Consider the following 24,804-nt stretch of genomic DNA (forward strand, 5'->3'; position numbering starts at 1 on the left):
ATATGCGGGTCACCCTGTCCGATATCTACAAGTCCTTCGGCGCGGTCGAGGTGGTCAAAGGGCTCGACCTGGAGATCGAGGACGGCGAGTTCCTGGTGCTGCTCGGCCCTTCAGGCTGCGGCAAGACGACTGCGCTGCGCATGGTGGCGGGGCTTGAATCGGTGAGTTCCGGCCGCGTCCTCATCGGCGACCGCGACGTCACCCACGTGCTGCCCAAATATCGCGATGTGGCGATGGTGTTCCAGTCCTACGCGCTCTATCCGCACATGACGGTTGCCGAGAACATCGCATATCCGCTGAAGCTTCGTGGCGTGCCGCGCACTGAGCGCGACGACGCCGTGCGCAGTGCCGCCGTCAAGGTGCATCTCGAGGAGTTCCTCGACCGCTATCCGCGGCAGCTTTCCGGCGGTCAGCGGCAACGCATCGCGCTCGCCCGCGCCATGGTGCGGCGGCCGAGCGTGTTCCTGATGGACGAGCCGCTCTCCAACCTCGACGCCAAGCTGCGCGGCCACATGCGCTCGGAACTGAAACGCTTGCAGGCCGATCTGGGCGTGACGACGATCTACGTCACTCACGATCAGATCGAGGCCATGACCCTGGCTCACCGTGTTGCCATCATGAACCGCGGCGTCGTGCAGCAGATCGCGACGCCCCGCCAGATCTACGACGATCCGGCGAACCTGTTCGTCGCCGGCTTCATCGGCTCGCCGCCGATGAATTTTCTCCACGGCGAGCTGGTCGAGGGTAGCTTCGCCTGCGCGGAAGGGCGATTTGCGACCAGCGTTGCCGAAAGTCGTATGAAGGTCACTGCCGGCCTCCGGCCCGAGGATTGCCGGGTCACGGCGCCATCGGAGGGCAAGATTGCGGCGCGAGTCTATGCCGTGGAACTGATCGGCGATCATACCTTGATCACCTGCCAGTTCGGTGGGGCCACCGTAACCGTCAAGGCCGATAAATCGGCGCACTACGACATGGATGAGCCGATCGGCATCACCTTCCAGGATACTGCCGTCTTTCTGTTCGATGCGGAAACCGGAGCCCGCATCGGCAGCCGCGGCCTTGGACAGGCGGCCGCGTGACTTAAGTTATTGTTTTTATGGATGTCGTTGTCGCAAAACCGCTGCGCACCCTCGGGTCAGGCCCTGGGTCAGGCCCAAGGGCATGCTTTTGCGTGACATACATTAATTCTCCTCCACGAACACCTCTTCGCGCTTCTTCTTGACCGCCGGCAGGAAGACGATGACGAGCACGGCGAAGGCGATGAACAGCAGGCCGGCGCTGATCGGCCTCGTCACGAAGGTGGTCGGGTCGCCGCGCGCGAGAATCATGGCGCGGCGCAGGTTTTCCTCGAGCAGCGGGCCGAGCACGAAGCCGAGCAGCAGCGGCGCCGGTTCGCAGCGCAGCTTGGTCAGGAGATAGCCGAGCAAGCCGAAGAAGGCGACGGCGTAGAGGTCGTAGATGTTGGTGTTGACGCTGTAAACGCCGATCGAGCAGAACGCCATGATGATCGGGAAGAGCACGTAGTAGGGGATCGTCAGGAGTTTCACCCAAAGCCCGATCAGCGGCAGGTTCAAGATGATCAGCATCAGATTGCCGATCCACATCGAGGCGATGATGCCCCAAAACAGCGCCGGCTGTTCGATCGCGACATTGGGGCCGGGCACGATGCCCTGGATGATCATCGCGCCGATCATCAGCGCCATGACCGGATTGGCCGGAATGCCGAGCGTCAGCATCGGGATGAAGGAGGTCTGCGCACCGGCATTGTTGGCCGATTCCGGTCCGGCGACGCCTTCGACGGCGCCCTTGCCGAATTCCCCGGGGTTTTTCGAGATGCGTTTTTCGACCGTGTAGGAGGCAAAGGCTGCAAGGATCGCGCCGCCTCCCGGCAGGATGCCGAGCGCCGAACCGATGATGGTTCCGCGCACGATCGGCGCCGCCATGCGGCGAAAGTCGTCGCGGGTCGGCATCAGGCCGGAGACGCTTCGGATCATCACCGAGCGCTCGTGCTCGTTTTCGAGGTTGCGCAGGATCTCGGCGACGCCGAAGACGCCGACCGCCACCGCGACGAAATTCAGACCGTCGGCATATTCGCGGATGCCGAGCGTGAAGCGCGGCGTGCCGGTGTAGATGTCGGTGCCGACGATGCCGAGCAGCAGGCCAAGCACGACCATCGCCAGCGCCTTGACGATCGAGCCGTGGGCGAGCGCGACGGACGAGACGAGGCCGACGATCATCAGCGAAAAATACTCGGCCGCGCCGAATTCCAGCGCGATCGCCGTCAGCGGCGGGGCAAAGACGGCGACGAGGAAGGTCGACACCGTGCCGGCGAAGAACGAGCCTATCGCCGCGATGGCGAGTGCCGCCCCGGCGCGGCCGTTCTTGGCCATCTGGTAGCCGTCGATGGCGGTGACGGCCGACGAGGATTCGCCAGGCATGTTGATGAGGATGGCGGTGGTCGAGCCGCCATATTGCGCGCCGTAATAGATGCCGGCGAGCATGATAAGGGAGGAAACCGGGTCGCCGATCTGGAAGGTGATCGGCAACAGCATGGCGATGGTGGCGGTGGCGCCGATACCGGGCAAAACGCCGATCAGTGTGCCGAGAAGGACGCCGATCAGGCAGAAGCCGAGATTTGCCAGCGACGAGGCCGTCGAAAAACCGAGCGCGAGGTTGTCGAGGAGTTCCATGTTCATCTCCTCAAAACTGCAGCCACGGGCCGAAGCGCCGGAACGGCAGGCCGAGCGCATAGCTGAAGACGAGGAACGCAAACAGCGTCAGGCCGGCGGAGAGCACGAGCGCGGTCAGCGGCCTCATGCGACCGCTGGCAAAGGATGCAATCAGCGCCGTCAGGAAGATCGAGGGGAGGAAGCCGAGGCCGCGCACGGTCAGGCCGAAGAAGATCGGGGCAGGCAGGATGAACAGCATGCCGCGCCAGGCTACATGGCCGATCGGCTCGCTCTCGAAGCGCACCGCTTCGACGAGGATGACGGCGCCAAGCAGGATCAAAACGATTGCCAGGACCAGCGGGAAATAGCCCGGTCCCATGCGGAAGGCGGTGCCGATTTCGAGGTCGAGCGACTGCAGCGCGAAAAATCCGCCGAGAAAGATGAACAGCGCGGCGCATATGCCGTTGGTCGTGTCGATTGTGAAGGGTTTCATGACGTCCTCCCAGGCCCGCGCCGCGGGCGCGCCGATGCCGGTGTGAAAATGGGGCCGGTGTGAAAAAAACGGGGCGCTGGTGGGCGCCCCGTTCAAAATCTCAGTCGGCGTACTGGCCGGCGGCTTCGATGATCGGCTTCCAGCGCGCGATCTCGCCCTCCAGCTTGGCCTTCAGCGCGGCCGGAGTCGCATCAGCTTCAGGCGATGGCTTGGTGCCGAGTTCGGCGAAGCGGGCGACGACATTCGGGTCCTTCAGCGCGACCTGAAGCGACTTCGACAGGCGTTCGGTGACCTCCGCCGGCGTGCCCTTGGGCGCGTAGAGGCCGTGCCAGATGCCGACCTGCACTTCCGGGAGACCGGCTTCCGTCGTCGTCGGAACGTCCGGCAGAACATCGAGGCGTTCAGCCGAAGTGACGGCGTAGACCTTGATCGTGCCGCCCTGGATCTGCTTGGTGGTGTTGGTCGACTGATCACACATGATGTCGACCTGGCCGCCGAGAAGGTCGGTCATGGCCGGGCCGGTGCCCTTGTAGGGCACGGTGACCAGCGGCGTGCCGATCGCGCTCATGAACAGCATGCCGCACAGATGCGAGGCCGCGCCTATGCCGGCATTGGCGACGGTGACGGTATCCTTGTTGGCCTTGGCGTAGTCGACCAGCCCCTTCAGGTCGGTCGGCTCGAGGTCCTTGCGGCCGACGACGGTCATCGGCACCTCGGTGACGAGGCCGACATATTCGAAGCTGTTCAGCGTGTCGTATGCGAGCTTTCTGTAAAGCGTGGCGCTTGTCGCCATGCCGATATGATGGAGGAGCAGCGTATAGCCGTCGGGCTCGGCGCTCGCGACGCGACCGGCGCCCAGCGTGCCGCCGGCGCCGCCGACATTCTCGACGATGATCTGCTGGCCGAGATCCTTCGACATGGCTTCCGCGACGAGGCGCGTGACCGTGTCGGTCGGGCCGCCGGCCGAAAACGGCACCACCACGGTGATGGTGCGTTCGGGATAGGTTTGCGCGCCCGCGGCGAACGAATACAGCGTAGCGGCGGCGGCCAGAGCGGCGGCGAATTTTCTCATCTTGTTTTCCTCCCAGGATATGAATTCCCAACCGCCTCTTGGAGTTCTTCTCAACTCCGGCTGCGGATGGACCAATAACGAGCGTAACCCAGCGGATTGCAATCGGACTCAAGCCGCAAGTTGCTATTATACACAAGTCCGCGAAAATGGGTGAAAAGCTGGCATCAAGCCGGAGGCGGACTGCCGGACGCCCAGCGGTCGAAGATGGCATGTTTAACGAGCACAGGTCGCGGACCGGCCTGTGGCATTTCCCTCTGGATTATGCGGTGTAAGTGGAGATCGGCTCTCCTGATGTCGACCTGCGAATCGCATGTTCGACGCCGCGGAGTTCGGCCAATCCCTTGAGCCGGCCGATGGCCGGATAGCCGGGCTGCGCCCCGCGCGTCAGGTCATCGAGGATATCCTGGCCATGGTCGGGGCGCATCGGGATGATGGCGTCCGGGCGGCCCTCCACTTTGCGCCGCGCTTCCTCGTGAAGCAGCGCCGCCACCACCGCCACCATGTCGGTGTCGCCGGCAAGGTGCTCGTCCTCGTGGAACGAGCAGGGGGTGCCGGCCGCTTCCTTGCGCACATTGCGCAGATGAGCGAAATGGATTTTTGGCCCCATCCGCTCGATCATGCCGGGCAGATCATTATCGGGTCTTGCGCCGAGCGATCCGGTGCACAGCGTCGCGCCGTTGGCCGGGCTGTCGACTGCGTCCAGAACGTAGCTGTAGTCGGCCTCAGTCGACATGATGCGCGGCAGGCCGAGCAGCGGAAACGGCGGATCATCGGGGTGGCAGCAGAGTCGCAGGCCGAGGCGTTCGGCCGTGGGCACGACCTCCGCCAGGAAATCGACGAAATGCCGGCGCAGGGTTGTTGCGTCGATGCGGTCATAGTTTGACAGTTGAGCCGCGAGGCCGTCGAGAGACGTGTCTTCGGTCGAGCCGGGCAGGCCGGAATTGACGCTTTTTGCCAGAACCTTGCGTGCATGGTCATCCATTTGCGCATATCGGCGCTCCGCCTCGGCGGCGATCTCCGGTGTGTAGTCGCCGAGCGCCGCCTGGCGTTTCAGGATATGGATGTCGAATGCGGCGAAGTCGATCAGATCGAAGCGCATGGTGGTGCCGCCATGCGGCAGGCGCCAGGCAAGATCGGTGCGGGTCCAATCGAGCACGGGCATGAAATTGTAGCAGATGACCGAAATGCCGGCTCGCGCCAGGTTTTCCAGCGATGTCCTGTAGTTGGCTAGATGGCTGCGCCATTCGCCGACCTGCGTCTTGATCGCTTCGGAAACCGGCAGGCTTTCGACAATCTCCCAGCTCAGTTCGCTTGCGCTTCCATCCGGCAAGGATGCGACTTCGCGCTGACGCCTTTCGATTTCGGCGGGCAGCCAGACGGCGCCGTGAGGAACGTGGTGAAGGGCCGTGACGATGCCTTGCGCCCCGGCTTGACGCGCGTCCGCGATGGTCACCTTGTCGACCGGGCCGAACCAACGCCACACATGTCTCATTCAAGCACTCCGTTAAAAACCGCTGCGCACCCTCGGGTCAGGCCCGGGGGCATGCTTTTGGGCGACATGCATTAGAGCAGTGCTTCGTACAGATCGCCGATCTTTTCAACTTCGAAATCCGCTGCCCTGCTTTTCAGGGTGGTGGCAGAAGTGGGGTTGTCCAGCATATCAGCAATCGCCTTTGCCATAGCCGCGGCATTGCCGACCGGCACCAGGGCGCCGAAACGACCGTCACCGAGAATCTCGCGCGGGCCATGTGGCGCATCTGTGGAGACTACCGGGACTCCCGCAGCCATGGCCTCGACCAGCACATTGCCAAAGCCTTCGCTCGTCGAGGAAAGCACGAACAGATCGGCTGCGGCATAACAGGCGGCTGGGTCGTTGACGTAGCCAGCAAAGAGCACGTCCGCGCCGATACCGGTTTCCTCGGCATAGGCGCGCAACTCGGCAGCCAGCGGACCTTCGCCGAAGATGACAAGTCGAGCGCGGCGGCCGGCGCGCAGGATAGCGAAAGCCCGCAGCAGGGTCCGATGGTCCTTGACCGGCACCAGGCGCCCGGCGGTGGCGATGACCGGGCCATCGCTCATCGTCGCCAGCTGTGCCTGCCATGCATGGGAATCTTGTTCGAGCGTCGCAACCGGCGGCAGCGGATTGTTGATGACGACAATTTTGGATTTGGGAAAGCCGCGGGCCGCAATGTCGCGGCCGACACCCGCTGAGACGGCGATGGCTTTGGTTGCGCGCGCTGCAACCAGCGCGGAAAGCCAGACCGCTATTCTCGCGCCGAGACTGCTGGAAGGCAGTGAGGCGGCTGCGTGGAAGCTTGGAAAGAACCGCGCCCGGCTTCGCGCCAGGAGAAGCGCCAGCGCCACGACCAGATTGGCAAATTCCGGGGCGCTGTAGACCGCATGCGGAGCAAGGCGGCTGAACAAACCTGCGCTTCGCACGATGCCTTTCAGCGTCTCCCACTTGCCGTAACCCTCGCCCCGGATGGGAAGGTCGAAATCGACCAGATGCACGGCGGGGGAGCGCAGCGCGGCGTTGGGTCCTTGCGCGTTCCAGGTAAAAAGGGTGACATCGTGCCCACGCGATGCCAATTCGTTTGCCATGAGGACGAAGACACGCTCGGCGCCGCCGCCCCTGAGACTGGCGATGTGAAAGACAATGCGGTTCGCCATGCCTGGATTTCAGGCTCGGCTGACGCCGATGCCTGATCGGTTCGGCGGCTGGCGCATGTCGCGAACGATACCCATGGCAATGGCCAGCAGCATGCCCAGAGCAAAGCCGGCGAAAGCTCCCAGGCCTGCCGTCACAGGGGTGCGGGGCGGCCACGAGCGCCCCGGTGGCGGCACCGCGGTGGAAATCACCTGCACATTTGTGGTGTCGATCTGCTCGCGCTCGGTGATTTGGCGCGCGCGAGACAGGAAGCTTTCATAAACCGCCCTTCTCGAGGCGGCGTCGCGTTCAAGCTCACGCAGGGCGACCTGGGACTCGCTGTCGGTGAAAACGTTGTTCTTCAGATCGTTCATCCTGGCGGTGAGAGAAGCCAACGAGGCGTTGGCCTTGTCCAGGTTGGCTTTTGCCGTGCCGACCGTGCGCGAGAACTCCGCCCTGAGTTGAGAACTGACGGTTTCGAATTCTGTCCTGAGCCGGACGATCGTCGGGTGGCGCGGACCATAGGTCATGGACTGAGAATCGATCTGCTGCCGCAAGCCATTCGCCTTGTCGCGCAACACTGAGAGTGCTGCCGAAACCGCGGGGTCAGGATTGGCCCCATTGACACCGGAAGCAACCAAGGCGTCGTAACTTGCCTGCGCCGCGATGACGCGCGATTGCGCCTCGCCAATTTCGCTATTGAGCTGCGTCATCGTCTGCGAACTGACAAGCTGGCCATTGCTGGCCGACAAATTGTGGCTGCGCCTGTAGCTCTCGACCTTCTCTTCGGCTGCCTGCACGTCGCGCTTGAGTTGGCCGAGCCGGCCCTCAAGAGCAGCTGCGGCACGGCCGGCGCCAGCAGCTTCGGACTTGGCCAGTTCTTCCTGGAAAGCCTTCACCATGGCTTGCGAGATCAGGATCGCCTTGCCGGTGGTTTCTGCCGATACCGCGAGGGTTGTGACGAACGAGGTTTCATCTGCAGCGACGCTGACCCGCTGCGCCAGGCTTTTCTGGGCGATAAGCTTCGGATCGGACTTGCCGCCACTCGCTGCAGCACCAGAGGTGGAAGCGGTCTGGTCCGGATCGAAAAACTCCGGATCGTTGGCGAGACCGAGTTCGTCCACCACACGTGCAAGCACGTTGCCGGAGGTCAAGATGCGCTGCTTGCTGCGCGCGTTCAGTATTTGGCTGTCGACCTGGCCCGGTTGCGAGTAGACATCGTTTTCCACTACCTGCAAATTGGCGGGATTGATGAGGATTTCCGTCGTGACGGTGTAACGCTGTTTGCTCAGCAACCCGTAGGCGGCGCCGATGACGCCGCCGGCTACTGCCAGCATCAGTGCCCAGACGAGCCCGGCACGCAGCCAGACAAACAAGCGTCGAAAATCGAGCTCGAGGAAATCGCCGATTTTGTCGAGCGTCACCGTTGGGACAGGCTCGGGCGTGGGCGGAGTGACAGGGGCAGGGGGGCGTGCCATGACCGGAGCATCCTGTTGCAGCCTTGCCCTGCTGGCGCGCCGCGCATTGGCGATCCGCTCGAACGCGCTGACGTCGGAACCCGCTGCAGAGGGAGGGGTTGTGCCGGAAGCGGCGGACATGGTGCTAACTCTGGTTATTCGCTACGCGGACCAGCACTACAGAAAGATCGTTAACATGTCATTTTCCAAGTTGGCATATTTTGCCGAGTCACGCACCGCGTCCGTTCAGCGGTCCCTTGAATGGATCTCGTTGGCCAGCATGGCGTTTGAATACCTTCACTTGGATCGGCCATGAGCTATCCAGCTGCCGTATCGGAACGATCCAGCCAGGCGCGCCGTCAGAACGCGCTGTCGCTTCTGTTTTTCCTGTGCGCTGCGTTGGCGTTCTTGCTCCGCTTCACGGTCTCACCGCAGATCATGAACATGGTCGTCGACTATACCGCCGACGGCGGTTCGTTCTACGAGAAACTGCATGTCGGCACCTATGCTATCTTCCTGCTGCTTCCTGTCGTCCTTTTCAGCCGACCGTTTCTGCTGCAGGGCGACGAAATTGGAATCTTCAAGGCTTTGCTGCTCTATTCTGCGGTGATTTTCGCGCTGGTGCCGTATCTGTTCATCACCGGCCGTGCCGGCTCCTCCGGGTTTATCATCGATACCTATCTGGTGGCGGGCGCCGCAGGCCTGTTGATGCTGGCCCTGAACGCGCAAGTGCGGCGTGCCTTGGGCGACCTCGTGCTTGGGATGGTGGTCCTCAGCGCTGTGATGGGCACGATCGAAGCGGTGACTCAACATCGATTTCTGCCCTACGGTCTCAACGAACTGCAGTTCAGGCCGATCGGCCTATCGGCGCACCCGCTGGCTCTGGGCGCGCTCTGCGCCACAGTCATCGGGTTCGTACCGCTGACGAACTGGCGCATATGGGTGCGGGTGCTGGCGATCTTCGTATTGCTCGTCGGCTGTGCTGCATCAGGCGCCCGCGCCGCCCTGTTGCTCGCTGCCGCAGAAACCCTCATCCTGCTGATGTTCGTGCCCTGGCCGCGCCTGTCGCTCAAGCATCAGCGGCAGGCCAAGTCTGTCGTGCTGCTGTTCGCCGTGGCGGGCGGCGCAGTGCTGGTGGCCATACTGTTTTCGGGCGGGCTGCTGAACCGATTCGGCAACACGATCTTTGACGAAAACTTCATGGCGCGGGTGACGATCTACCAGGTGTTCGGACTTGTCAGCTGGAAAGACATCCTGTTCGGCATGAACGTCGACGACCTCTTGGCAATCGTCAACGAGAAGTTGCATCTGCCCTACATCGAGAGCGCGCCGGTGGTCATCATCATGCTCTTCGGCTTGCCCATAGCCGCGCTCTTTATCGTGCTGGTATTCTGGTTCATTTTCCGGTTGCTGCGCGGGGCGCCGCTGCCGGCATGGATCGGCACCATGACGTTCCTGCTTGCTGCGCTGTCGAACAACGCGCTCTCGTCAAAGTCGCCGGAGATCACCATTATCGTGGTGCTGCTGCTTGCCTATAGAAACGCTTCGTTTCGAAGCGGGCCGGCGAGCATACTGTCGGCCGCGGCTGCTTCCAAGCCAATACTGAATCGGCCTGGATAGCGCAGGCTCCAGACGCGTCAGCCGGCGCTATCCACAACCTCGACATTGCCTGCGCGGTTGAGCGTGTGAATGCCCGTGCGGGCCCATGCCGGCCCCGGGCCGATCGGGCGGGGCGGCGCAAAACCGACATCGAAATCGTCAAGCCGTTCCAGACGCATCAACCCGAGACCGCCGCCATAGGCTCTCGACCCGTTTTGCACCGGCAGCACCAGGGCGTCACCGTGGCCGATAAAGGCGCCGCCGGGGCGAGCGGCCGAGTGATCGACGGCGATGGGATTGAGCGCGTGCGCAACCCACGGCCCGCGCAGCGAGGGTGCGGAATAGACCGCCATCGTGTCCGACGCGCTGCCATAACCGAACCGCTCCGTCCCCAACAGCCAGAAGCGGCCGCCCGATTCGAGCAGCGTGGCATCATTGAAATCCTTGTCCGTCAACAGCACGGTATCGCGTACCCAGCGATCTGGAAACTGCGCGGCGCGGTAGAGCACAAGCTCGCGCGCCGCCGCACTTTCAGGAATCATGAAAATCTCGCCGGCCTGTGCGAACACTTGCGGATACGACAGGTGGTGCTTTTCCTCCAGCACCACCCTCGGCACGCCGAAGCTGCCGTCGTCACCCAGTTCGGCGACAGAAATCACGCCGCGACCCGTAGCGTAGGGAAATTCCTCGACAAACAGATAGTGGCGGCCATCCCGCTCGAGGACGAACGGATCGGCATAGAATCGCTGGCCATCGTCCGGCAGGACGGTGAACGGCTTACCGTCGAGCTGCCCGGTTTCGGCGACACCTGGCCCGTCGATCAGCCGATAGGCAACCTGCCAATAGAAGGGACGCCGTCCAAGCCTGAGTTTTTGCACGGCGCGATCGACCAACCCCTTGCAGAAAAAAGGCAGATAGTGCCGGACAAATCTGCCGTTCCTCGGGATCGGCGCCGGGCTATCGGCTATCGGCGCAAGTTCGCCCGCGGCAAAACGGGCGACGCTTTGCGCGACCAGCGAGATGGTCCCAGCGAGCAGGTCGTTGCAGCTGCGAGACAGCCAGAGCCGGTCGCCGAGCATCGGTCGGCCCCGGGCAACTGTGACGCCGTCGAGGCGAACGGCAAGTTCGGGCAATCGCCCGCTCGCCAGCATCTCGGCCACACCGGCGGGGAACGTGCTGCGGCCGCAAAATTCGAGCGTCAGAACCGGCGTGCCACGTCGTGCGGCAGTGCCGGTGAGATCGATTATGAGGTCGGCCGGACCAGAACCGCCAGATGACAACGGTTCGCAGCGGCTTGCCAATGAGGGACCGAAGCGCCGGCTCTCGATCGCCAGCACAACATCCAGGCCGCGTGCAATCGGCGCAGGCGTCGGCGCGCGGCCGCTCGAAACCACGTGACCAGCTGCGCTCAACCGCACCAGCAGCTCATTTTCCCAGCGCCGAGATCCGACCGTGTGGCCGATAATTAAAATATTAGTCAATCGAATATATTCTTTTTCAAGACTACTCTGCCAGGATACCTATCCGTTCAGGCTTTCATAAGAGTTACCGGGGCGAACGTGGGCTTGGCTGTTAATCATATATTAAGATTTAAGGTCACGGAGGCGGCTTCTGCCGCTATTATAGCTCGTGGCGAATAATCGGCAGGTCGCGACGCCTTCTGGCGACCAGGATCAGCAATGAACATCCTTTCACATCCAAAACTGCCGTCCAGGCAAAAACTGCTGATCGTGTTCGGCACCAGGCCTGAGGCGCTCAAATGCTTTCCGGTGGTGCGTGCCGCGCTTGCCCATCCAGGTTTCATCACCGAGACATGCATCACCGGCCAGCATCGCGAGATGGTCGACCAGGTCATCGAACTGACCGGCCTGCCGGTGCATCACGATCTCAACATCATGCAGCCCGGCCAGACATTGTTCGACGTGACCTCGCGCGTGCTGCTGGGCATGGCCGAAGTGCTGGAGCAGGCGAAGCCCGATATCGTCCTCGTGCAAGGCGACACGACCACGGCGATGACTGCGGCTCTGGCTGCCTTCTACAAGCGCATCCCGGTCGCCCATATCGAGGCAGGATTGCGCAGCCACGACATCAACTCTCCGTTTCCAGAGGAACTGAACCGCAAGATTGCCGGCGATATCGCGACCTGGCACTTCGCGCCGACCATCCAGGCGCGCGACAATCTCATCGCCGAAGGAAAGGCTGCGAGCACCATCTTCGTGACCGGCAACACGGTGATCGACACGCTGTTGCATTTTTCCGGCGCGATCGACGCCGACAGGCAGATGAGCGCAAAACTCGCCGCCAGCTTCCCATTCCTCGATCCCGCCAAGAAAATGATCCTCGTCACCGGTCATCGCCGTGAGAATTTCGACGGCGGCATCCATCGTATCTGCACGGCGCTGAAGGGGCTGGCAATGCGCGAGGACGTGCAGATCGTCTATCCGGTCCATCCCAACCCCAATGTTCGTTCGGTGGTCAACGCAGAACTGGGCGGCGTGTCGAACATTCATCTGGTCGACCCGCAGGACTATCTGCCGTTCCTGTTCCTGCAGAAGCAGAGCTATCTGGTGCTGACCGATAGCGGCGGCGTGCAGGAAGAAGCGCCTTCGCTCGGCAAGCCGGTGCTGGTGATGCGTGAGAATACCGAGCGGCCCGAGGGGATCGCGGCGGGCACCGCCCGTCTCGTCGGCACCGATATCCAAAAGATCCTGTTGAATGCCAACAGCCTGCTCGACGACCAGGCGGCCTATCGCGGCATGGCGGAACGACACAACCCATATGGCGATGGCCGGGCCAGTAACCGGATCGTTGAGGAACTGCTACATCATGGCTGAGATCAAGACCGTTTCCGTTATCGGCATGGGCTATATCGGCCTGCCGACCTGTGCCATCTTCGCCAGTCGCGGGCTCGACGTCATCGGCGTCGACGTCAACGAAGCGGTGGTCGAGAAGGTCAATCGCGGCGAGATCCACATCGTCGAGCCGGACCTCGATGGTCTGATCCAGAAGGTTGTCGCCAACGGCAAGCTCAGGGCTTTCAGCACGCCGCAGCCGGCGGACGCCTTTGTCATCGCCGTGCCGACCCCGATGACCGAGGACCACAAGCCTGACGTGAGCTATGTGCTCGCGGCGGCACGCAGCATTGCCTCGGTGCTGAAGCGGGGAGACCTTGTGGTGCTGGAATCGACATCGCCGGTCGGCACGACGCGCATCATGACCGGACTGCTTGCCGAGTTGCGGCCCGACCTCAAATTTCCTCTCGTGCATGGCGAACAGGCCGATGTCCTGGTCGCCTATTCGCCCGAGCGGGTGTTGCCGGGAAAGGTCCTTACCGAGTTGATCAACAACGATCGCTCGATCGGCGGACTGTCGCGCAAGTCGTCGGAACGCACCGCAGCACTCTATTCAACCTTTGTTGCCGGCGACCTGTTCACGACCCAGGCCGAAAGCGCGGAACTGGTGAAGCTGACCGAGAACGCGTTCCGCGACGTCAACATCGCCTTTGCCAACGAGCTTGCGGCAGTGTGCCAGGATCTGTCGCTCAACGTCTGGGAGGTGATCGATCTCGCCAACCGGCACCCCCGCGTGAACATCCTGCAGCCGAGCCCGGGGGTCGGCGGCCACTGCATTGCGGTCGATCCGTACTTTATCATCGATGCCGCGCCCAACAGCACGCGGCTGATGGCTTCGGCACGCCGGATCAATTCCGAGCGTCCGTTGTCGGTGGTCAGGGATATACAAGCCTTGCTCGACCCGTCCCGTAAGCAGACGATCGCTTGTCTTGGCCTCAGCTTCAAACCCAATATCGACGATATGCGCGAGAGTCCGGCCGTCGAGGTGGTGAAGCTTTTGTCGGATATTCCCAACCTGAAGATCATTGCGGCTGAACCCAACGCACACAGGCTGCCACATGAGCTCGAGGGCAAGGGCATCGTCTTCACCGATGCGCTTTCCGCGATCGACCAGTGCGATATCGTCGTTCTGCTGGTCGACCATCGCCAGTTCAATCTGGTCGATCCCGAAGCGCTCAAGGACAAGAAGCTCATCGACACCAGGGGTTTGTGGACCTGGCGCAAGGCACGCAAGCCCGACGCCCGCATCGAAGGCAAGAAATCAGCGCTCGAGGCGCTTCCTGCAAGTGCAGAGGAGGCCGCATGAACGCGCACGACCCGGCATGGGCGCAGCATCGCCTGTTGGCGTCGCGGCGCCGGGAATTCCTTGGCGCACCGATCCATGCGCTGACCATGGCCGAGACGCTGGCCATCGCCGATGAGGCGATGACCCTGCGGCGGCCGCTGCATCATGTGGTGGTGAATGTCGCCAAGCTTGTGAACATGCGCAACAATAGCGAGTTGCGGGAGGATGTGGCGACGGCGGATGTGATCAACGTCGACGGCATCGGCGTGCTTTGGGGGGCGCGTCTTTGCGGCGTCGCACTGCCGGAGCGGGTGGCCGGCGTCGACATCATGATCAATCTGCTGAGCCTCTGCGCGAAGCGTGGCTTCAGGCCCTTCCTCCTGGGCGCCGAACAATCCGTTCTTGATGCCGTTGGAATGCGACTTGCCAGGGATCATCCGGGTCTCGTTGTCGCCGGCATGCGCAATGGCTATTTCAAGCCGGAAGACGAGGCCGGCATCGTCGAGGCGATCAACGCCTCGGGGGCCAACTGCCTGTTGGTGGCGATGCCGACGCCGCGCAAGGAGCGTTTTATCAAGCGCTATCGTGACGAACTCACCCCGAGTTTCGTCATGGGCGTGGGCGGCAGTTTCGATGTCTATGGCGGCAAGGTTGCCCGGGCGCCAAAACTAGTTCAAGCGGCCGGTCTGGAATGGCTGTTTCGCGTGGCACAGGAACCGCAACGCTTGTGGCGCCGCTACTATGACACCAACACCGCCTACGCGGCGCTGCTGTGCCGGGAGTTGTGGGGCCGTCGGGGACGCCGGAAGGTCGATCCATAAATAGCTTTACCAGACCGACGACCCTGGGCTGCTGCATCAGTCCGAAGTCGGAGCCGCTTTTTCCAGGACTATGGAACGACAATTCGGCAAATGCCGTTGCGGCCTATGCGAGCCGCAGCCGCGCCCTCAGCTTGGCTACGAATTGCATCGCGGCGGCGGGATAAAACAGCCAGGTCAGCCCGAAGAAAACCACTGCGCCAGCGGCACCGCCGGCAATGAGCGAGAAGATGGCCGGCATATTGCCGAGCAGAGCGCTGGCAAGGCTGGCGGCCAGCCCGGTGCTGAGCGAGATGACGACCGACATGCCGATGTCGCGCCATGGCACCGGCACCGGCGTCAGCCGTTCGCTGATGATGATGCAGGCTAAAAGGCCTGACAGCGATCCGCCCGCCAGCGCCAAAGCAGCGCCGACCTCCGCCATCGGCGGGATCAACAGCACGGACAATGCGATTGTCGCCACCGAGCCGAAGGAATTGGCGATGATTAGCAGCCACGGCCGCTTGTGTGCGTGCACCACGGTGCCATAGACGAAGCTGGCGAGATTGGCACACAGCACACTGAAGGCGATGATCGGAAAGAGCAGGCCGAAACGGCCGTGATACTCGGCGGGCAGCAGGAGCTGCGTGATATCGCTGCTGAGTGCGACCAGCATCGCTGCAACCGGCAGGCAAAGGCGCATCATCAAGGCCATCAATTGCGACAGCAGCCGGCCCGATGCCGCGGGCCCGTCGTCGTCGAACCGGCTGACCACCTCGGGAAAGGCGCCCATGTTGATGGAATTGGCGACCATATCGATCGGCTGGCGGGCCAGTGCATAGGCTGCAGCGAAGATCGCCACTGCGCCGGCATCGTAATAGATCTTGAGGAACACACGCTCGGCGCTGTGCAGGCCGAAGCCCACCAGCGCCATGATGACCAGGGGCACGCCGAGGACGAAGAACTCCTTTTGGGTGAAGCGTGGCGGACCGGCAACGACGCGTCGGGATGCCATGACGCCCGCCACGATGCCGGCGATCAGTACACCGAGGCTCGAGCCGAGCGATACCGTCAGAAAGGAATCTTGAAACATGACGATGGCGCCGATCGGCAGCGCCAGCTGCAGCACGGCGCGCAGGAACTCGAGCATCGAATAGACCGAATGACGCTGCTGCATCTGCAGCACCGTCAACGCGTAGCGGCCGATGGAACCGGCGATCAGGTAGCTGCAGACGGCGATCGCGAACTCGACCCAGCGCTCCGGCACGATCACTGCAGAGGCGATCACGGATATGATCAGCGCCAGCGCCGTGCTGGCAAGCAACACCCGCCCGGCCAGCATCAGGCTGCCGCGGCTGACGTCGCCTTTGCCGCCAAGCCTGAGCAAAGCGATGCGCAGCCAGTTGGTGACCGCAATGTCGGTCATTTCGCCGACGGTCACCACCAGGGTCAGCAGCCCATACTCGGTCTGGTCGATCAACCGCGTCACGATGACCAGCAGGAGCAGCGCGGAAATCCGCGTCAGCAGGATCGCCGGGGCATAGATGAGCGTGGAGCGCAGCAGCAAAAGGTTGTCCCCGGAAAATTCCCCCTCGACTAACCGTCGACCGGCGGAAAATCCAGCGCGACAGCGGCGAAGGGTGAAACAGATTCAGTTTGAACTAAAAGATTTGCCGTAAACTTACCGGGAACGTTTGCTTTGTGGTTACGCGGTCCGTGCTATCGAGAATACCATGCTGCAGAGTCTCTTACCCGATCGAAAAATACATGTCCTGGTCGCGACCCCGTCGGGTGTGTCGGGGCAGGGGGGCATCGACCGCATCATGGCGGCGCTCGACCGCGAACTCCAACGGCAGGGAGACGGAAAGATCGAGGCGCGCTTCCTTCCCAGTCGCGGTTCGGGCTCGGTCGCGCTGTCGGTCTTCTACATGATTGGCTTTTGCCTTCGGATGTTGGTCGCGCGTATTGCCGGCCGTGCCGACGTCGTTCACATCAACGTATCGAGCTTTGGCAGTACCTACCGCAAGATGGTCATCGCGAGGTGCGCGCGATTGCTCGGCATCCCCTATGTGCTGCATTTGCATGGAGCTCAATACCAGACGTTCTGGAAGGAAAAACGCAGCTTCATGAGCCGCCGCATCCGGCATATGTTCGAGCATGCCGATCGGATCGTGGTTCTGGGCCGTATCTGGCGCGACTTCGTCACTGCACGGGCGCCAGGCGCGGCCGCGAACATAGTGATTGTGCCCAATGCCACCGAGGTCCCGTCCCTGGCCCATGTCGGTGGTGGAGACAGCGTTCACATCCTGTTCCTGGGCCGTATCGGCGACCGCAAGGGCGTGCCGCAATTGTTGGACGCACTGCATCGCATGAAGCCTGTCAGGCAGTGGCGCGCCACGATCGCCGGCGATGGTGACGTCGAGGCCGTACGGGCAAGATCGGCCGGGCTGGGGCTTGCCGGAAGTATCGCCTTTCCAGGCTGGGTGGGTCCAAAAGAGGTTGCATCGCTGATCGCTTCGGCCGACATTCTGGCGCTCCCCTCATTCGCCGAAAACCTCCCGGTCTCGGTCATCGAGGGAATGGCCTCCGGCCTCGCGGTGGTCACCACGCCTGTCGGCGCGGTAGAGGACATCATCATCGACAGGAAAACCGGGTTGCTGGTGCCGCCCGGCGATGTGGCGGCGCTGACCGAGGCACTGACAGAACTGGTTGACGACACGGCGTTGCGCGCCCGTCTTGGCTCGGCTGCCATGGCGGTGCACCGGGAACGGCTGGAGCTTTCTTCGTTCGCGGCATCGATATGCCGTGTGTGGCATGAGGCGGCAAACGGCAGGCCGGTGCAAAACCATGAATTTTCTTGACGTAGCGCGCGGTGCCTATGTGCGAAGCCCGACAGCGGTCAGGCGGCTGCTGGCGCCCATGCTGGCGCTGGCGCCAACTCGGGTAAAATTTGGTGCGACCTATCGGTCGTGGCGGGGCCGGATCGCCATGGCCGCCGAGGATCCTGTCTATGCCGGGCAATTTCATCTGGCCGCGCTGCGCGCGCTGTTGCGGAAAGCCCATGCCGGCAGTCCGTTCTATCGCGAGTCGATCGACCAAGCCCTCGGTCCTGGCTTCGATCTGTCGACGCTGGGACTTGCCGACCTGCGCCGCCTCCCGGTTCTGTCCAAGGACATCCTGCGAAAGGCTGGAACTGCAGCGTTGGCGGTGCCGATTGCCCAACTGGATGAGGCCTTCGGCAACGGCTCCAGCACCGACAAGCCATTTCGCTTCTATCTCGATAAGGATCGGAGCGCCCGCGAGATGGCGTTCGTCTACCACGTCTGGTCGCGGATCGGTTTTGATGAAGGCACGGCGCGCGTCTGCTTCCGCGGCTTCAGCCTCGATGCCACCGGCAAGCGACGGCATGAATGGGACCCGGCACTCCGTGAACTGAGGCTCGCTGTCTTTCCAATGACCATCGACGACGCCGATGCCTATCTCGACCTGATCGACGCGCGGGGCATCACGTATTTTTATGGCTATCCCTCGGCCATAGAGCTGTTTTGCCGGCATATGCGCGTGCTTGATCGAGTACCAAAACGGCCCGTCAAGGGCATGATGATGATCTCGGAGCCAGTCCATCCCCATCAACGGGAGATCATCCGAAACGTTCTTGGCGACGTACCGCTGTCCTGCTTCTATGGACTCAGCGAAAAGGTGCTGTTCGCCGAAGAAACGCCCGGAACCCCCGGCAGCTACGAGTTCAATCCTCTCTACGGCCTCGCCGAATTGGTCGATGCGGCAGGCGAGCCGGTAACGGAGACAGGCAAGGAGGGAAGGCTCGTCGGCACTGGCTTCCTGTCGACCGGCATGCCTTTCATCCGCTACGATACCGGCGACTCTGCCCGGTTGGTGGAATTGCCGAATGAGGCAAACGGCCAGCGGCTTAGAGTCGAGGCTGTCATGCCGCGCCGAAACGTCGACTATCTGGTGACCGCCGACGGCGGCCGGGTGGTGACGACGCACCTGGTGCCCGACGGCCCCGCATTCTTCGACGGCATAGAGGAACTGCAATTCTACCAGGACCAGCCCGGCGAGGCATTGATTCGCTATATCCCGACCGCCGGGGCGGCACCTGCCTGCGCCGCGCGACTCGTCGAGACGTTGGTCAACCGCACAAACGGTCGTATCCGGTTTTGCCTGAAAGCCGTGGACCGCATTGCAGCCGGGCGGGGCGGCAAGCGGGCGCTCATCAACCAGCAACTCGACATATCGCGTTACTGAGACGCAAGACCCAGCGCTCGCACCAGTCCAGCATCGGCTATGGGCGGTCCATCGGGGAGGATCAGCGACATCCCATGCGGATTGGCGAATTCCCAGACAGACCAGGGTATCGCGAAGCGTTCCGCCTGCTGGCGCACCGCCTCGAGATAGCGCAGACGGTCAGCGTCGAACGCGCCCATGCGGCCGTCCGCAGACATGAGGATGACGCCGAATTCGCCCATGAACAGTCGCCGGCCTGGAATGCCATGCGCCTCGGCCCAGTCGACCGCCTGACGGAAGCTCGCCTCGAGTTGGCTCGGCCCCCAATTCTGCTCGAAATACCGGGCGATTGCTTGACGCGCCGCGACCATGTTCATCACCTGCTCGACCGGGCTCAAGCCGGCGGCGTCCACCCGGGCCTTAACGGTTTCGGTCACCTTTTCGGGCGTGCTGCTGTCGGCCGGCCAGGGCAGCCCCGAGGCGAAAGCGCCTGTCCCGTCAGACCGCTGGTGCGTGAAACTGTGCGGCTCGTACATATGGAAGCTGTAGTAGACATTCGGATCGTCAAAGCCGGGGGCGAGATTGACCAGTCCGGCAATGCTGCCGCCACAGGCGCCTGTTGCGACGATGGTGAGTTCACTGCTGACTGCGCGAATATCGCGGACCGTGTCTGCCATGATCCGTTGCCAGTCATCGCTGCCGCTCGAATCACAGGGGTAGTATGCCGGCTCGTTGTAAGGCTCGAGGGCTACCTTGTCGGTGCCAACCCTGGCCAGCATGGCGGCGACCGCCACAACCATTTCGCGATAGCTGGCGACGCCTTCGCTGTCGGCACCGTCATAGATCATCTCCATGCTGTAGGCCGGAACCTGGGTGACGCCGTGCAGGTCGAAAACCACCTTGAGGCCGGCCGACGTGACCCGCTCGACCGCGGCGGCAAGTATGTCGAGCGCCTGCTGGCGTTTGGCGCCCCGGCTGGCAAGCAGAGGGCCGGGGTCGACGCTCAGCCGGACGAAGTCGAAGCCCATCGACCGAATGTGCGTAAACGCGTCGCCGGGCCAATCGGTGAGCGGCCTATGTCCAGCGCGCCACTCCTGCTCGCTGCGATAGGGCGGCCAACGGTAGGATCCATCCTCCTCCACCGGCGACCAGTTGAGCCATTCATGCACGCCAACGCCGCGCTGCAGCGGGATCGGCGCAGCGCTGGCGGCTATCGCCATGCCGAGCATCCACGCTGCAACAAACGCCGTCCTTCTCATCGCCACTCTTTCCGTTTCATGGTTGGAGATATTAACCGCAGGATCGGAAAAGAGGATTGCGGTCGCTCGGCTTTTCGACAGCATGGTATACAAGAATCGAAACCCTGGCGGGGCGGTATGAGAATCGGCTGGTACATCAACCGGTTGCGCAGCATGGAGCCGGCTGAGGTGTTGCACCGGCTGGGCGAGCAGCGTCGAAGGATCGCTTCGCGCCGCCGCGACGGCGGTTGGCAGCGTTATGCTTCGCCCCGGTTGCAGCCGGTGCTGCGCGGATTGCGCGATGCTGTGCTGGCTGCGACACCGGCACAACGGCAAGCCATAGCGGCGGCGGCGCAAAAGGCGCTTGGCGGCGAGTTTTCCGCACTTGGGCGGACATGGCCACGGCGCGATCCCGATTGGCTGTTTCCTCCCGAGCTTTGGCGCCTTGATCCGGTGACCGGCAGGCTTTGGCCGGGTGCCGAGGCCCATACTTTCGATATCGATTTTCGCCACAGCGGCGGCCGCGGCGATGTAAAATATGTGTGGGAGATCAACCGGCTGCAGCAGTTGCCGCCACTGGCCGCCCACCTGCTTCTCGCCGGCGACGACCAGTCCCGGAGGGCCGTAGAGGCGGCGATCGACAGCTGGCATTCGGCCAACCCGCCGTTTCGGGGGGTTGGCTGGGCCTCCGGCATCGAAGTCGCGCTGCGCGCCATCAGCCTGATTGTCACCATGGACCTCGTCGGCGACCAACTGGGTGCGGCGACACGGCAGCAAGTGGGCGAAATACTGGCGGCAAGCGCCTATTGGCTGCCGCGGTTCCCCTCCCGGTTTTCCTCCGCCAACAATCATCTCGTCGCTGAACTGGCTGGCGAGTATCTGGTCGGCCTGGCGTTGGGGGCCGCACCCGACGCTGCACGCGGCGCCCTCCTGGCTGAGACGCGCAAGCAGATTCTCGCCGATGGCGCCGGTGCCGAGCAGACCCCGACATACGCGGCCTTCACCGCCGAACTCATCTTGCTGTGCGCCGCTGCGGCACGCCAGGCCGGAACGCCGTTTGCCTCGCCCGTTGAAGCGCGCCTGGCCGCTTTTGCCAATTTTGTCGCCTGGCTGCCACAAGCCGCCGGCTTTGGCGACAATGACGAAGGTCGCGTGCTGACGCTCGGGGACGAGCCGGACTATGTCCGATCCGTCGCCGCCGCCATCCATGGCTTTCTACAGATGCCGGGCAAGGCAGCGGGACCCGACGATTTTCGGGCGCTTGTCTTTGGCACGCCGTTGGAGCCGGCACCGGTGTCGCGTGGGCTGCAAACGTTCACGCAGGGCGGGCTCTCGGTCTGGCGCGGCGAGATGAACGGCCGCAGCATCGATCTGACATTCGACCACGGCCCGCTCGGCTATCTCTCGATAGCGGCTCACGGCCATGCCGACGCGCTGTCGCTCACCTTGTGCATCGATGGCGAGCCGGTGCTGGTCGATCCCGGCACCTGGCTCTACGGTTCGGGAGGCGTCTGGCGCAACTGGTTTCGCTCGACACCGGCGCATAACACGCTGAATATCGAGGGCAAAAGCCAAAGTATCATCGCCGGGATGTTCAACTGGTCGCACAAGGCGATTGCGGAGTTGGTGGAGAGCGAGCCGGGAACGCACTGGAAGCTGCGCGCCCGCCATGACGGCTATAAAAGCCGCTTCGGCGTCGTGCATCAGCGCACCGTGACGCACCAGGCCGACGGCATCGTCGTGAGCGACCAACTGCTCGGCGGCAGGCGTGTGGCCGAGGTCGTCTTTCAACTCGCAGCCGGCCTCGGCACCGACCGGGACGAAAACACGGTCACGGTACTGCGCGGCGATGAGCCGCTGATAGCCATGCGCTTTCCGGACGCTGCGGTCGACATCCGTGCCGGCGGCGACGCACCGGGGCAGGGCGGCTGGGTTTCACCGCGTTTTGGCGTCAGGCAGCCGGCCGAACGCATCGCCTGGCGTGGCGAAGTGGGCGAAGACGGAATTGAGATACACATCGCGGCAATCCGCCGGCCGCTATGATAGCGACCGGCGCTGCAGCAGAGCGGCCTCTCCGGTGTTCCGCCCATGTACGAGACTAATTGCGTTCGAACTTTTAGCGTTTTGTTACGGTTGAACTGCTAGTCTGGCGCAAATCCGGCATGCTCTTGCTTGTTGCAGCCGCAATAGCCATTTGGTTGCCGGCAACATGCAGTGGGTTTGGCAAGTTTCTTGCGTAGCAATTCGCCGGACGGCCATCTTACGGCCCAGGAGCCACCGCACCGATGTTTTCTGAATTCGCCGGATTGATTGTGGAAAAGCTTTCGAACGTCGATCTGGTGACGCTCGGCCTCCTGCTTTTCACGGCACTGGGGAGCGCGGTGGTCGCTTACTGGCGGACTGTCGAGCATAAATCCCTCAGGGACTTCTTCGATTTCGCTTTCCCGGCGGAGGTCATCCTGCACCCGTCGGCGCGAGCGGATGTCCTATTTTGGGTCACCAAACGGGCGATGATGCCATTCCTGCTCATCCCTGCCGGCGCCACCTTCGTTGCCGCCGTCGGCTATGGGACGCACCACGCAATCGGCTGGCTGCTTGATATTGAGGCGCCGCTCATCGACGGCCCGGCCGGACCGGTGACGATCGTCATCTTCACCGCAACCATGCTGATCGCCTACGACATTTCGTACTATCTCTACCATGTTGCCCAGCACCACTTCCCGTTCCTGTGGGAGTTGCACAAAGTGCATCATTCGGCCGAGGTGATGGTGGGAATCACCAAGGACCGGGTTCATCCGCTGGACGACCTGATGAACCGTATCTGGGATGGCGTCATCCCGGGGATCTGCTTCGGCATCTGGAGCCTGATCGCGCTCGATCCAGTAGAGATCGCCATCTTCGGCATCAACGTCTATGTCATCCGCAACATCCTGATGATGGACTTTGTTCGTCATACCCATTTCAAGATTTCCTTCGGCCCGTTGAACAACGTCATCTTGTGTCCGCACTGGCACCAGGTGCACCACAGCATCGACCCTCGCCACTACGACAAGAATTTTGGCCTGCTGTTTTCGTTCTGGGATCGCCTCTTCGGGACGCAGTTTGTCCCGGATCCGGATGAAGACCTCAAATTTGGCCTGATAGATCGCGATGTGCGCGACTATCAATCGCTCTTTGGGCTTTACGTCCTGCCGCTCAGGAAGATGGGAGGGCATCTCCGCAGACTGTTCCAGAGGCGTCCGGATGCCATCGCAGAGGATCGTTCCCCTTCATGAACACCATTGTTTCGATTGACGCCTCGAGCGCAGAGCGCCTGGAAGTTGTCCGTTCGGCGGATCGCCTGGCTGCGATCGAAGCCGATTGGATGAATCTCTGGCATCGCACCGATGGGCTGGTCTTTCAGAGTCATGCCTGGATTTCGGCCTGGTGGAATACCGTAGCTGACCGTGACCAGCGCGCGCTGCGGATCGGCCTGGTCTGGAATGGTGACAGGCTCGTTGCTGTCGTTCCCATGGCGATCCGCAAGCGCAAGGGCCTGCGGTTTCTCGAATGGGCGGCCAGCAGCTATACCGATTACGGCGATATTCTCGTTGCTCCGGAATGCTCGTTATCGGCCCTGCAGGGAGTATGGGCCCGGATCTGTGACGCCGGTGGCTTCGATATTGCCTTTCTCAATCGTCTCTTGCCGGGTGCGGCGGCCCGCAAAATTCTCACTCCGGATACCTCCAGCGGGATCAGGCTTCGCCCCAATCACAGGGAGGAAGTCAGTTATCGCGTCGCCGGACAGTGGGCGAGCGGAGGAGCGTGGTTCGCGGAGCAGTCGAAAAAGACACGGCAGAATTATCGGCGCGGCGTCAAGACGTTGGAAGAAGCCGGCGAAATGAAATTTCGCCTGCTTGCGCCAGACGAGCCACTGCAGCCGGTACTCGACCGGCTCTCTGCCCTGAAGCGCAGATGGCTGTTCGAGCGCAAGCGTGAATCGCAACTTTTCGAAGAGGGAGCGCCGGTACTGGCCGCACTTGTTGACGCGCTGGCGCGTGCCGGCGTGCTGCACATTTTCGTACTTGAATGCGATGGCGCAATGGTCGCGGTTTCCATCAACTTCGTCCAGCACCACACCATGATGGCGTTCGTGACCACTTTCGATCCGGATTTCAGCCAGGCGTCGCCGGGCATGATCCTGATGATGGACTACATACAGTGGTCGTTCGATCACGGCTTGAGCACGGTCGATTTCCTGTGCGGCGCAGAGGCGTTCAAGCATAAATTCGCAACGCAGGGCGTTGTCCTGCAATCCGTCCTTGGGACGCGCACGGCGCAAGGCTCGCTCGCTTCCCTTGCCGATCGTATGCGTCAAAGGGTCCGGCACGCACGGGGGCGCGGATTGGCAACGACAGCTTGATTTTCGGCTTTGATCGGCGCTGGAACGCCCTGTCCGACCGGCAATGGC

At 62.5% G+C, this 24,804-nt stretch carries 20 protein-coding genes; 11 read left to right on the top strand and 9 right to left on the bottom strand.

Going from position 1 to position 24,804, the window contains the following annotated elements; all coding sequences use genetic code 11:
- Positions 1 to 2 precede the first annotated feature (2 nt).
- Complete coding sequence (locus AC0L17_RS09000; protein WP_473515550.1) at positions 3 to 1,079, top strand: ABC transporter ATP-binding protein; 1,077 nt, start codon at positions 3 to 5, stop codon at positions 1,077 to 1,079.
- Positions 1,080 to 1,181: 102 nt separating this feature from the next.
- Here the strand turns inward: AC0L17_RS09000 and AC0L17_RS09005 are convergent, their stop codons facing one another.
- The 6 genes from AC0L17_RS09005 to AC0L17_RS09030 form a co-directional block, all read right to left on the bottom strand.
- The gene (locus AC0L17_RS09005; RefSeq protein WP_027151366.1) at positions 1,182 to 2,690 is read right to left on the bottom strand and encodes a tripartite tricarboxylate transporter permease; all 1,509 of its coding nucleotides are present in this window, start codon (positions 2,688 to 2,690) and stop codon (positions 1,182 to 1,184) included.
- A gap of 10 nt (positions 2,691 to 2,700) precedes the next feature.
- Complete coding sequence (locus tag AC0L17_RS09010) at positions 2,701 to 3,162, bottom strand: tripartite tricarboxylate transporter TctB family protein (protein WP_023797766.1); 462 nt, start codon at positions 3,160 to 3,162, stop codon at positions 2,701 to 2,703.
- 100 nt (positions 3,163 to 3,262) lie between these two features.
- Positions 3,263 to 4,234, bottom strand: a complete 972-nt coding sequence (locus tag AC0L17_RS09015) for a tripartite tricarboxylate transporter substrate-binding protein (RefSeq protein WP_473515551.1) — start codon at positions 4,232 to 4,234, stop codon at positions 3,263 to 3,265.
- A 259-nt stretch (positions 4,235 to 4,493) separates the two neighbouring features.
- A complete protein-coding gene (gene uxuA, locus AC0L17_RS09020; protein WP_473515552.1) occupies positions 4,494 to 5,726 on the bottom strand; it encodes a mannonate dehydratase in 1,233 nt (410 codons plus the stop codon).
- A gap of 71 nt (positions 5,727 to 5,797) precedes the next feature.
- Complete coding sequence (locus AC0L17_RS09025; protein WP_473515553.1) at positions 5,798 to 6,904, bottom strand: glycosyltransferase; 1,107 nt, start codon at positions 6,902 to 6,904, stop codon at positions 5,798 to 5,800.
- 9 nt (positions 6,905 to 6,913) lie between these two features.
- Positions 6,914 to 8,359, bottom strand: a complete 1,446-nt coding sequence (locus AC0L17_RS09030) for a GumC family protein (RefSeq protein ID WP_473515554.1) — start codon at positions 8,357 to 8,359, stop codon at positions 6,914 to 6,916.
- Between AC0L17_RS09030 and AC0L17_RS09035 the strand changes: the two genes are divergently transcribed.
- Both AC0L17_RS09035 and AC0L17_RS09040 read left to right on the top strand, forming a co-directional pair.
- Entirely contained in the window at positions 8,358 to 8,654 is a 297-nt protein-coding gene (locus AC0L17_RS09035) for a hypothetical protein (protein WP_473515555.1), read from the top strand. The two genes, AC0L17_RS09030 and AC0L17_RS09035, sit on opposite strands and share 2 nt — an antisense overlap.
- Complete coding sequence (locus tag AC0L17_RS09040; RefSeq protein WP_473515556.1) at positions 8,651 to 9,958, top strand: VpsF family polysaccharide biosynthesis protein; 1,308 nt, start codon at positions 8,651 to 8,653, stop codon at positions 9,956 to 9,958. The genes AC0L17_RS09035 and AC0L17_RS09040 overlap by 4 nt, the downstream gene beginning before the upstream one ends.
- A 17-nt stretch (positions 9,959 to 9,975) precedes the next feature.
- Here the strand turns inward: AC0L17_RS09040 and AC0L17_RS09045 are convergent, their stop codons facing one another.
- Complete coding sequence (locus AC0L17_RS09045) at positions 9,976 to 11,355, bottom strand: glucosamine inositolphosphorylceramide transferase family protein (protein WP_473515557.1); 1,380 nt, start codon at positions 11,353 to 11,355, stop codon at positions 9,976 to 9,978.
- Between the two features lie 261 nt (positions 11,356 to 11,616).
- Between AC0L17_RS09045 and wecB the strand changes: the two genes are divergently transcribed.
- Genes wecB through AC0L17_RS09060 form a run of 3 tightly spaced genes read left to right on the top strand, consistent with a single transcriptional unit; the run spans position 11,617 to position 14,895 of the window.
- Entirely contained in the window at positions 11,617 to 12,771 is a 1,155-nt protein-coding gene (gene wecB, locus AC0L17_RS09050; RefSeq protein WP_473515558.1) for a non-hydrolyzing UDP-N-acetylglucosamine 2-epimerase, read from the top strand.
- Positions 12,764 to 14,095 (top strand): UDP-N-acetyl-D-mannosamine dehydrogenase, encoded by a 1,332-nt coding sequence (gene wecC / locus AC0L17_RS09055; protein ID WP_473515559.1) that lies wholly within the window; start codon positions 12,764 to 12,766, stop codon positions 14,093 to 14,095. Before wecB ends, wecC begins: the two co-directional genes overlap by 8 nt.
- Entirely contained in the window at positions 14,092 to 14,895 is an 804-nt protein-coding gene (locus AC0L17_RS09060) for a WecB/TagA/CpsF family glycosyltransferase (protein WP_473515560.1), read from the top strand. Before wecC ends, AC0L17_RS09060 begins: the two co-directional genes overlap by 4 nt.
- A gap of 103 nt (positions 14,896 to 14,998) precedes the next feature.
- Here the strand turns inward: AC0L17_RS09060 and AC0L17_RS09065 are convergent, their stop codons facing one another.
- On the bottom strand, positions 14,999 to 16,438 hold the full coding sequence (locus AC0L17_RS09065; RefSeq protein ID WP_473515561.1) for a lipopolysaccharide biosynthesis protein: 1,440 nt from the start codon (positions 16,436 to 16,438) through the stop codon (positions 14,999 to 15,001).
- 166 nt (positions 16,439 to 16,604) lie between these two features.
- Here AC0L17_RS09065 and AC0L17_RS09070 point away from each other — a divergent pair, with 166 nt between their 5' ends.
- Both AC0L17_RS09070 and AC0L17_RS09075 read left to right on the top strand, forming a co-directional pair.
- Entirely contained in the window at positions 16,605 to 17,732 is a 1,128-nt protein-coding gene (locus AC0L17_RS09070) for a glycosyltransferase family 4 protein (RefSeq protein WP_473515562.1), read from the top strand.
- Positions 17,719 to 19,137 (top strand): phenylacetate--CoA ligase family protein, encoded by a 1,419-nt coding sequence (locus AC0L17_RS09075; protein WP_473515563.1) that lies wholly within the window; start codon positions 17,719 to 17,721, stop codon positions 19,135 to 19,137. The genes AC0L17_RS09070 and AC0L17_RS09075 overlap by 14 nt, the downstream gene beginning before the upstream one ends.
- Here AC0L17_RS09075 and AC0L17_RS09080 read toward each other — a convergent pair.
- A complete protein-coding gene (locus AC0L17_RS09080) occupies positions 19,131 to 20,375 on the bottom strand; it encodes a glycoside hydrolase family 5 protein (protein ID WP_473515564.1) in 1,245 nt (414 codons plus the stop codon). The two genes, AC0L17_RS09075 and AC0L17_RS09080, sit on opposite strands and share 7 nt — an antisense overlap.
- Positions 20,376 to 20,492: 117 nt before the next feature.
- Between AC0L17_RS09080 and AC0L17_RS09085 the strand changes: the two genes are divergently transcribed.
- The 3 genes from AC0L17_RS09085 (at position 20,493) to AC0L17_RS09095 (ending at position 24,756) form a co-directional block, all read left to right on the top strand.
- A complete protein-coding gene (locus AC0L17_RS09085; RefSeq protein WP_473515565.1) occupies positions 20,493 to 22,397 on the top strand; it encodes a heparinase II/III family protein in 1,905 nt (634 codons plus the stop codon).
- Positions 22,398 to 22,639: 242 nt separating this feature from the next.
- Positions 22,640 to 23,629 (top strand): sterol desaturase family protein, encoded by a 990-nt coding sequence (locus tag AC0L17_RS09090; RefSeq protein ID WP_473515566.1) that lies wholly within the window; start codon positions 22,640 to 22,642, stop codon positions 23,627 to 23,629.
- Entirely contained in the window at positions 23,626 to 24,756 is a 1,131-nt protein-coding gene (locus AC0L17_RS09095; RefSeq protein WP_473515567.1) for a GNAT family N-acetyltransferase, read from the top strand. The genes AC0L17_RS09090 and AC0L17_RS09095 overlap by 4 nt, the downstream gene beginning before the upstream one ends.
- Positions 24,757 to 24,804: the final 48 nt, after the last annotated feature.

The organism is Mesorhizobium sp. WSM4829, assembly GCF_055811475.1.

Excerpts from the sequence above, each read along its gene's own strand:
- AC0L17_RS09030 (WP_473515554.1), bottom strand. The coding sequence starts at position 8,359 with ATGGCACGCCCCCCTGCCCCTGTCACTCCGCCCACGCCCGAGCCTGTC.
- AC0L17_RS09075 (WP_473515563.1), top strand. The coding sequence starts at position 17,719 with ATGAATTTTCTTGACGTAGCGCGCGGTGCCTATGTGCGAAGCCCGACA.
- AC0L17_RS09095 (WP_473515567.1), top strand. The coding sequence starts at position 23,626 with ATGAACACCATTGTTTCGATTGACGCCTCGAGCGCAGAGCGCCTGGAA.
- AC0L17_RS09000 (WP_473515550.1), top strand. The coding sequence starts at position 3 with ATGCGGGTCACCCTGTCCGATATCTACAAGTCCTTCGGCGCGGTCGAG.
- wecB (WP_473515558.1), top strand. The coding sequence starts at position 11,617 with ATGAACATCCTTTCACATCCAAAACTGCCGTCCAGGCAAAAACTGCTG.
- AC0L17_RS09010 (WP_023797766.1), bottom strand. The coding sequence starts at position 3,162 with ATGAAACCCTTCACAATCGACACGACCAACGGCATATGCGCCGCGCTG.
- AC0L17_RS09085 (WP_473515565.1), top strand. The coding sequence starts at position 20,493 with ATGAGAATCGGCTGGTACATCAACCGGTTGCGCAGCATGGAGCCGGCT.
- AC0L17_RS09090 (WP_473515566.1), top strand. The coding sequence starts at position 22,640 with ATGTTTTCTGAATTCGCCGGATTGATTGTGGAAAAGCTTTCGAACGTC.
- wecC (WP_473515559.1), top strand. The coding sequence starts at position 12,764 with ATGGCTGAGATCAAGACCGTTTCCGTTATCGGCATGGGCTATATCGGC.
- AC0L17_RS09080 (WP_473515564.1), bottom strand. The coding sequence starts at position 20,375 with ATGAGAAGGACGGCGTTTGTTGCAGCGTGGATGCTCGGCATGGCGATA.
- AC0L17_RS09060 (WP_473515560.1), top strand. The coding sequence starts at position 14,092 with ATGAACGCGCACGACCCGGCATGGGCGCAGCATCGCCTGTTGGCGTCG.
- AC0L17_RS09040 (WP_473515556.1), top strand. The coding sequence starts at position 8,651 with ATGAGCTATCCAGCTGCCGTATCGGAACGATCCAGCCAGGCGCGCCGT.
- AC0L17_RS09070 (WP_473515562.1), top strand. The coding sequence starts at position 16,605 with ATGCTGCAGAGTCTCTTACCCGATCGAAAAATACATGTCCTGGTCGCG.
- uxuA (WP_473515552.1), bottom strand. The coding sequence starts at position 5,726 with ATGAGACATGTGTGGCGTTGGTTCGGCCCGGTCGACAAGGTGACCATC.
- AC0L17_RS09005 (WP_027151366.1), bottom strand. The coding sequence starts at position 2,690 with ATGGAACTCCTCGACAACCTCGCGCTCGGTTTTTCGACGGCCTCGTCG.
- AC0L17_RS09025 (WP_473515553.1), bottom strand. The coding sequence starts at position 6,904 with ATGGCGAACCGCATTGTCTTTCACATCGCCAGTCTCAGGGGCGGCGGC.
- AC0L17_RS09015 (WP_473515551.1), bottom strand. The coding sequence starts at position 4,234 with ATGAGAAAATTCGCCGCCGCTCTGGCCGCCGCCGCTACGCTGTATTCG.
- AC0L17_RS09035 (WP_473515555.1), top strand. The coding sequence starts at position 8,358 with ATGACCGGAGCATCCTGTTGCAGCCTTGCCCTGCTGGCGCGCCGCGCA.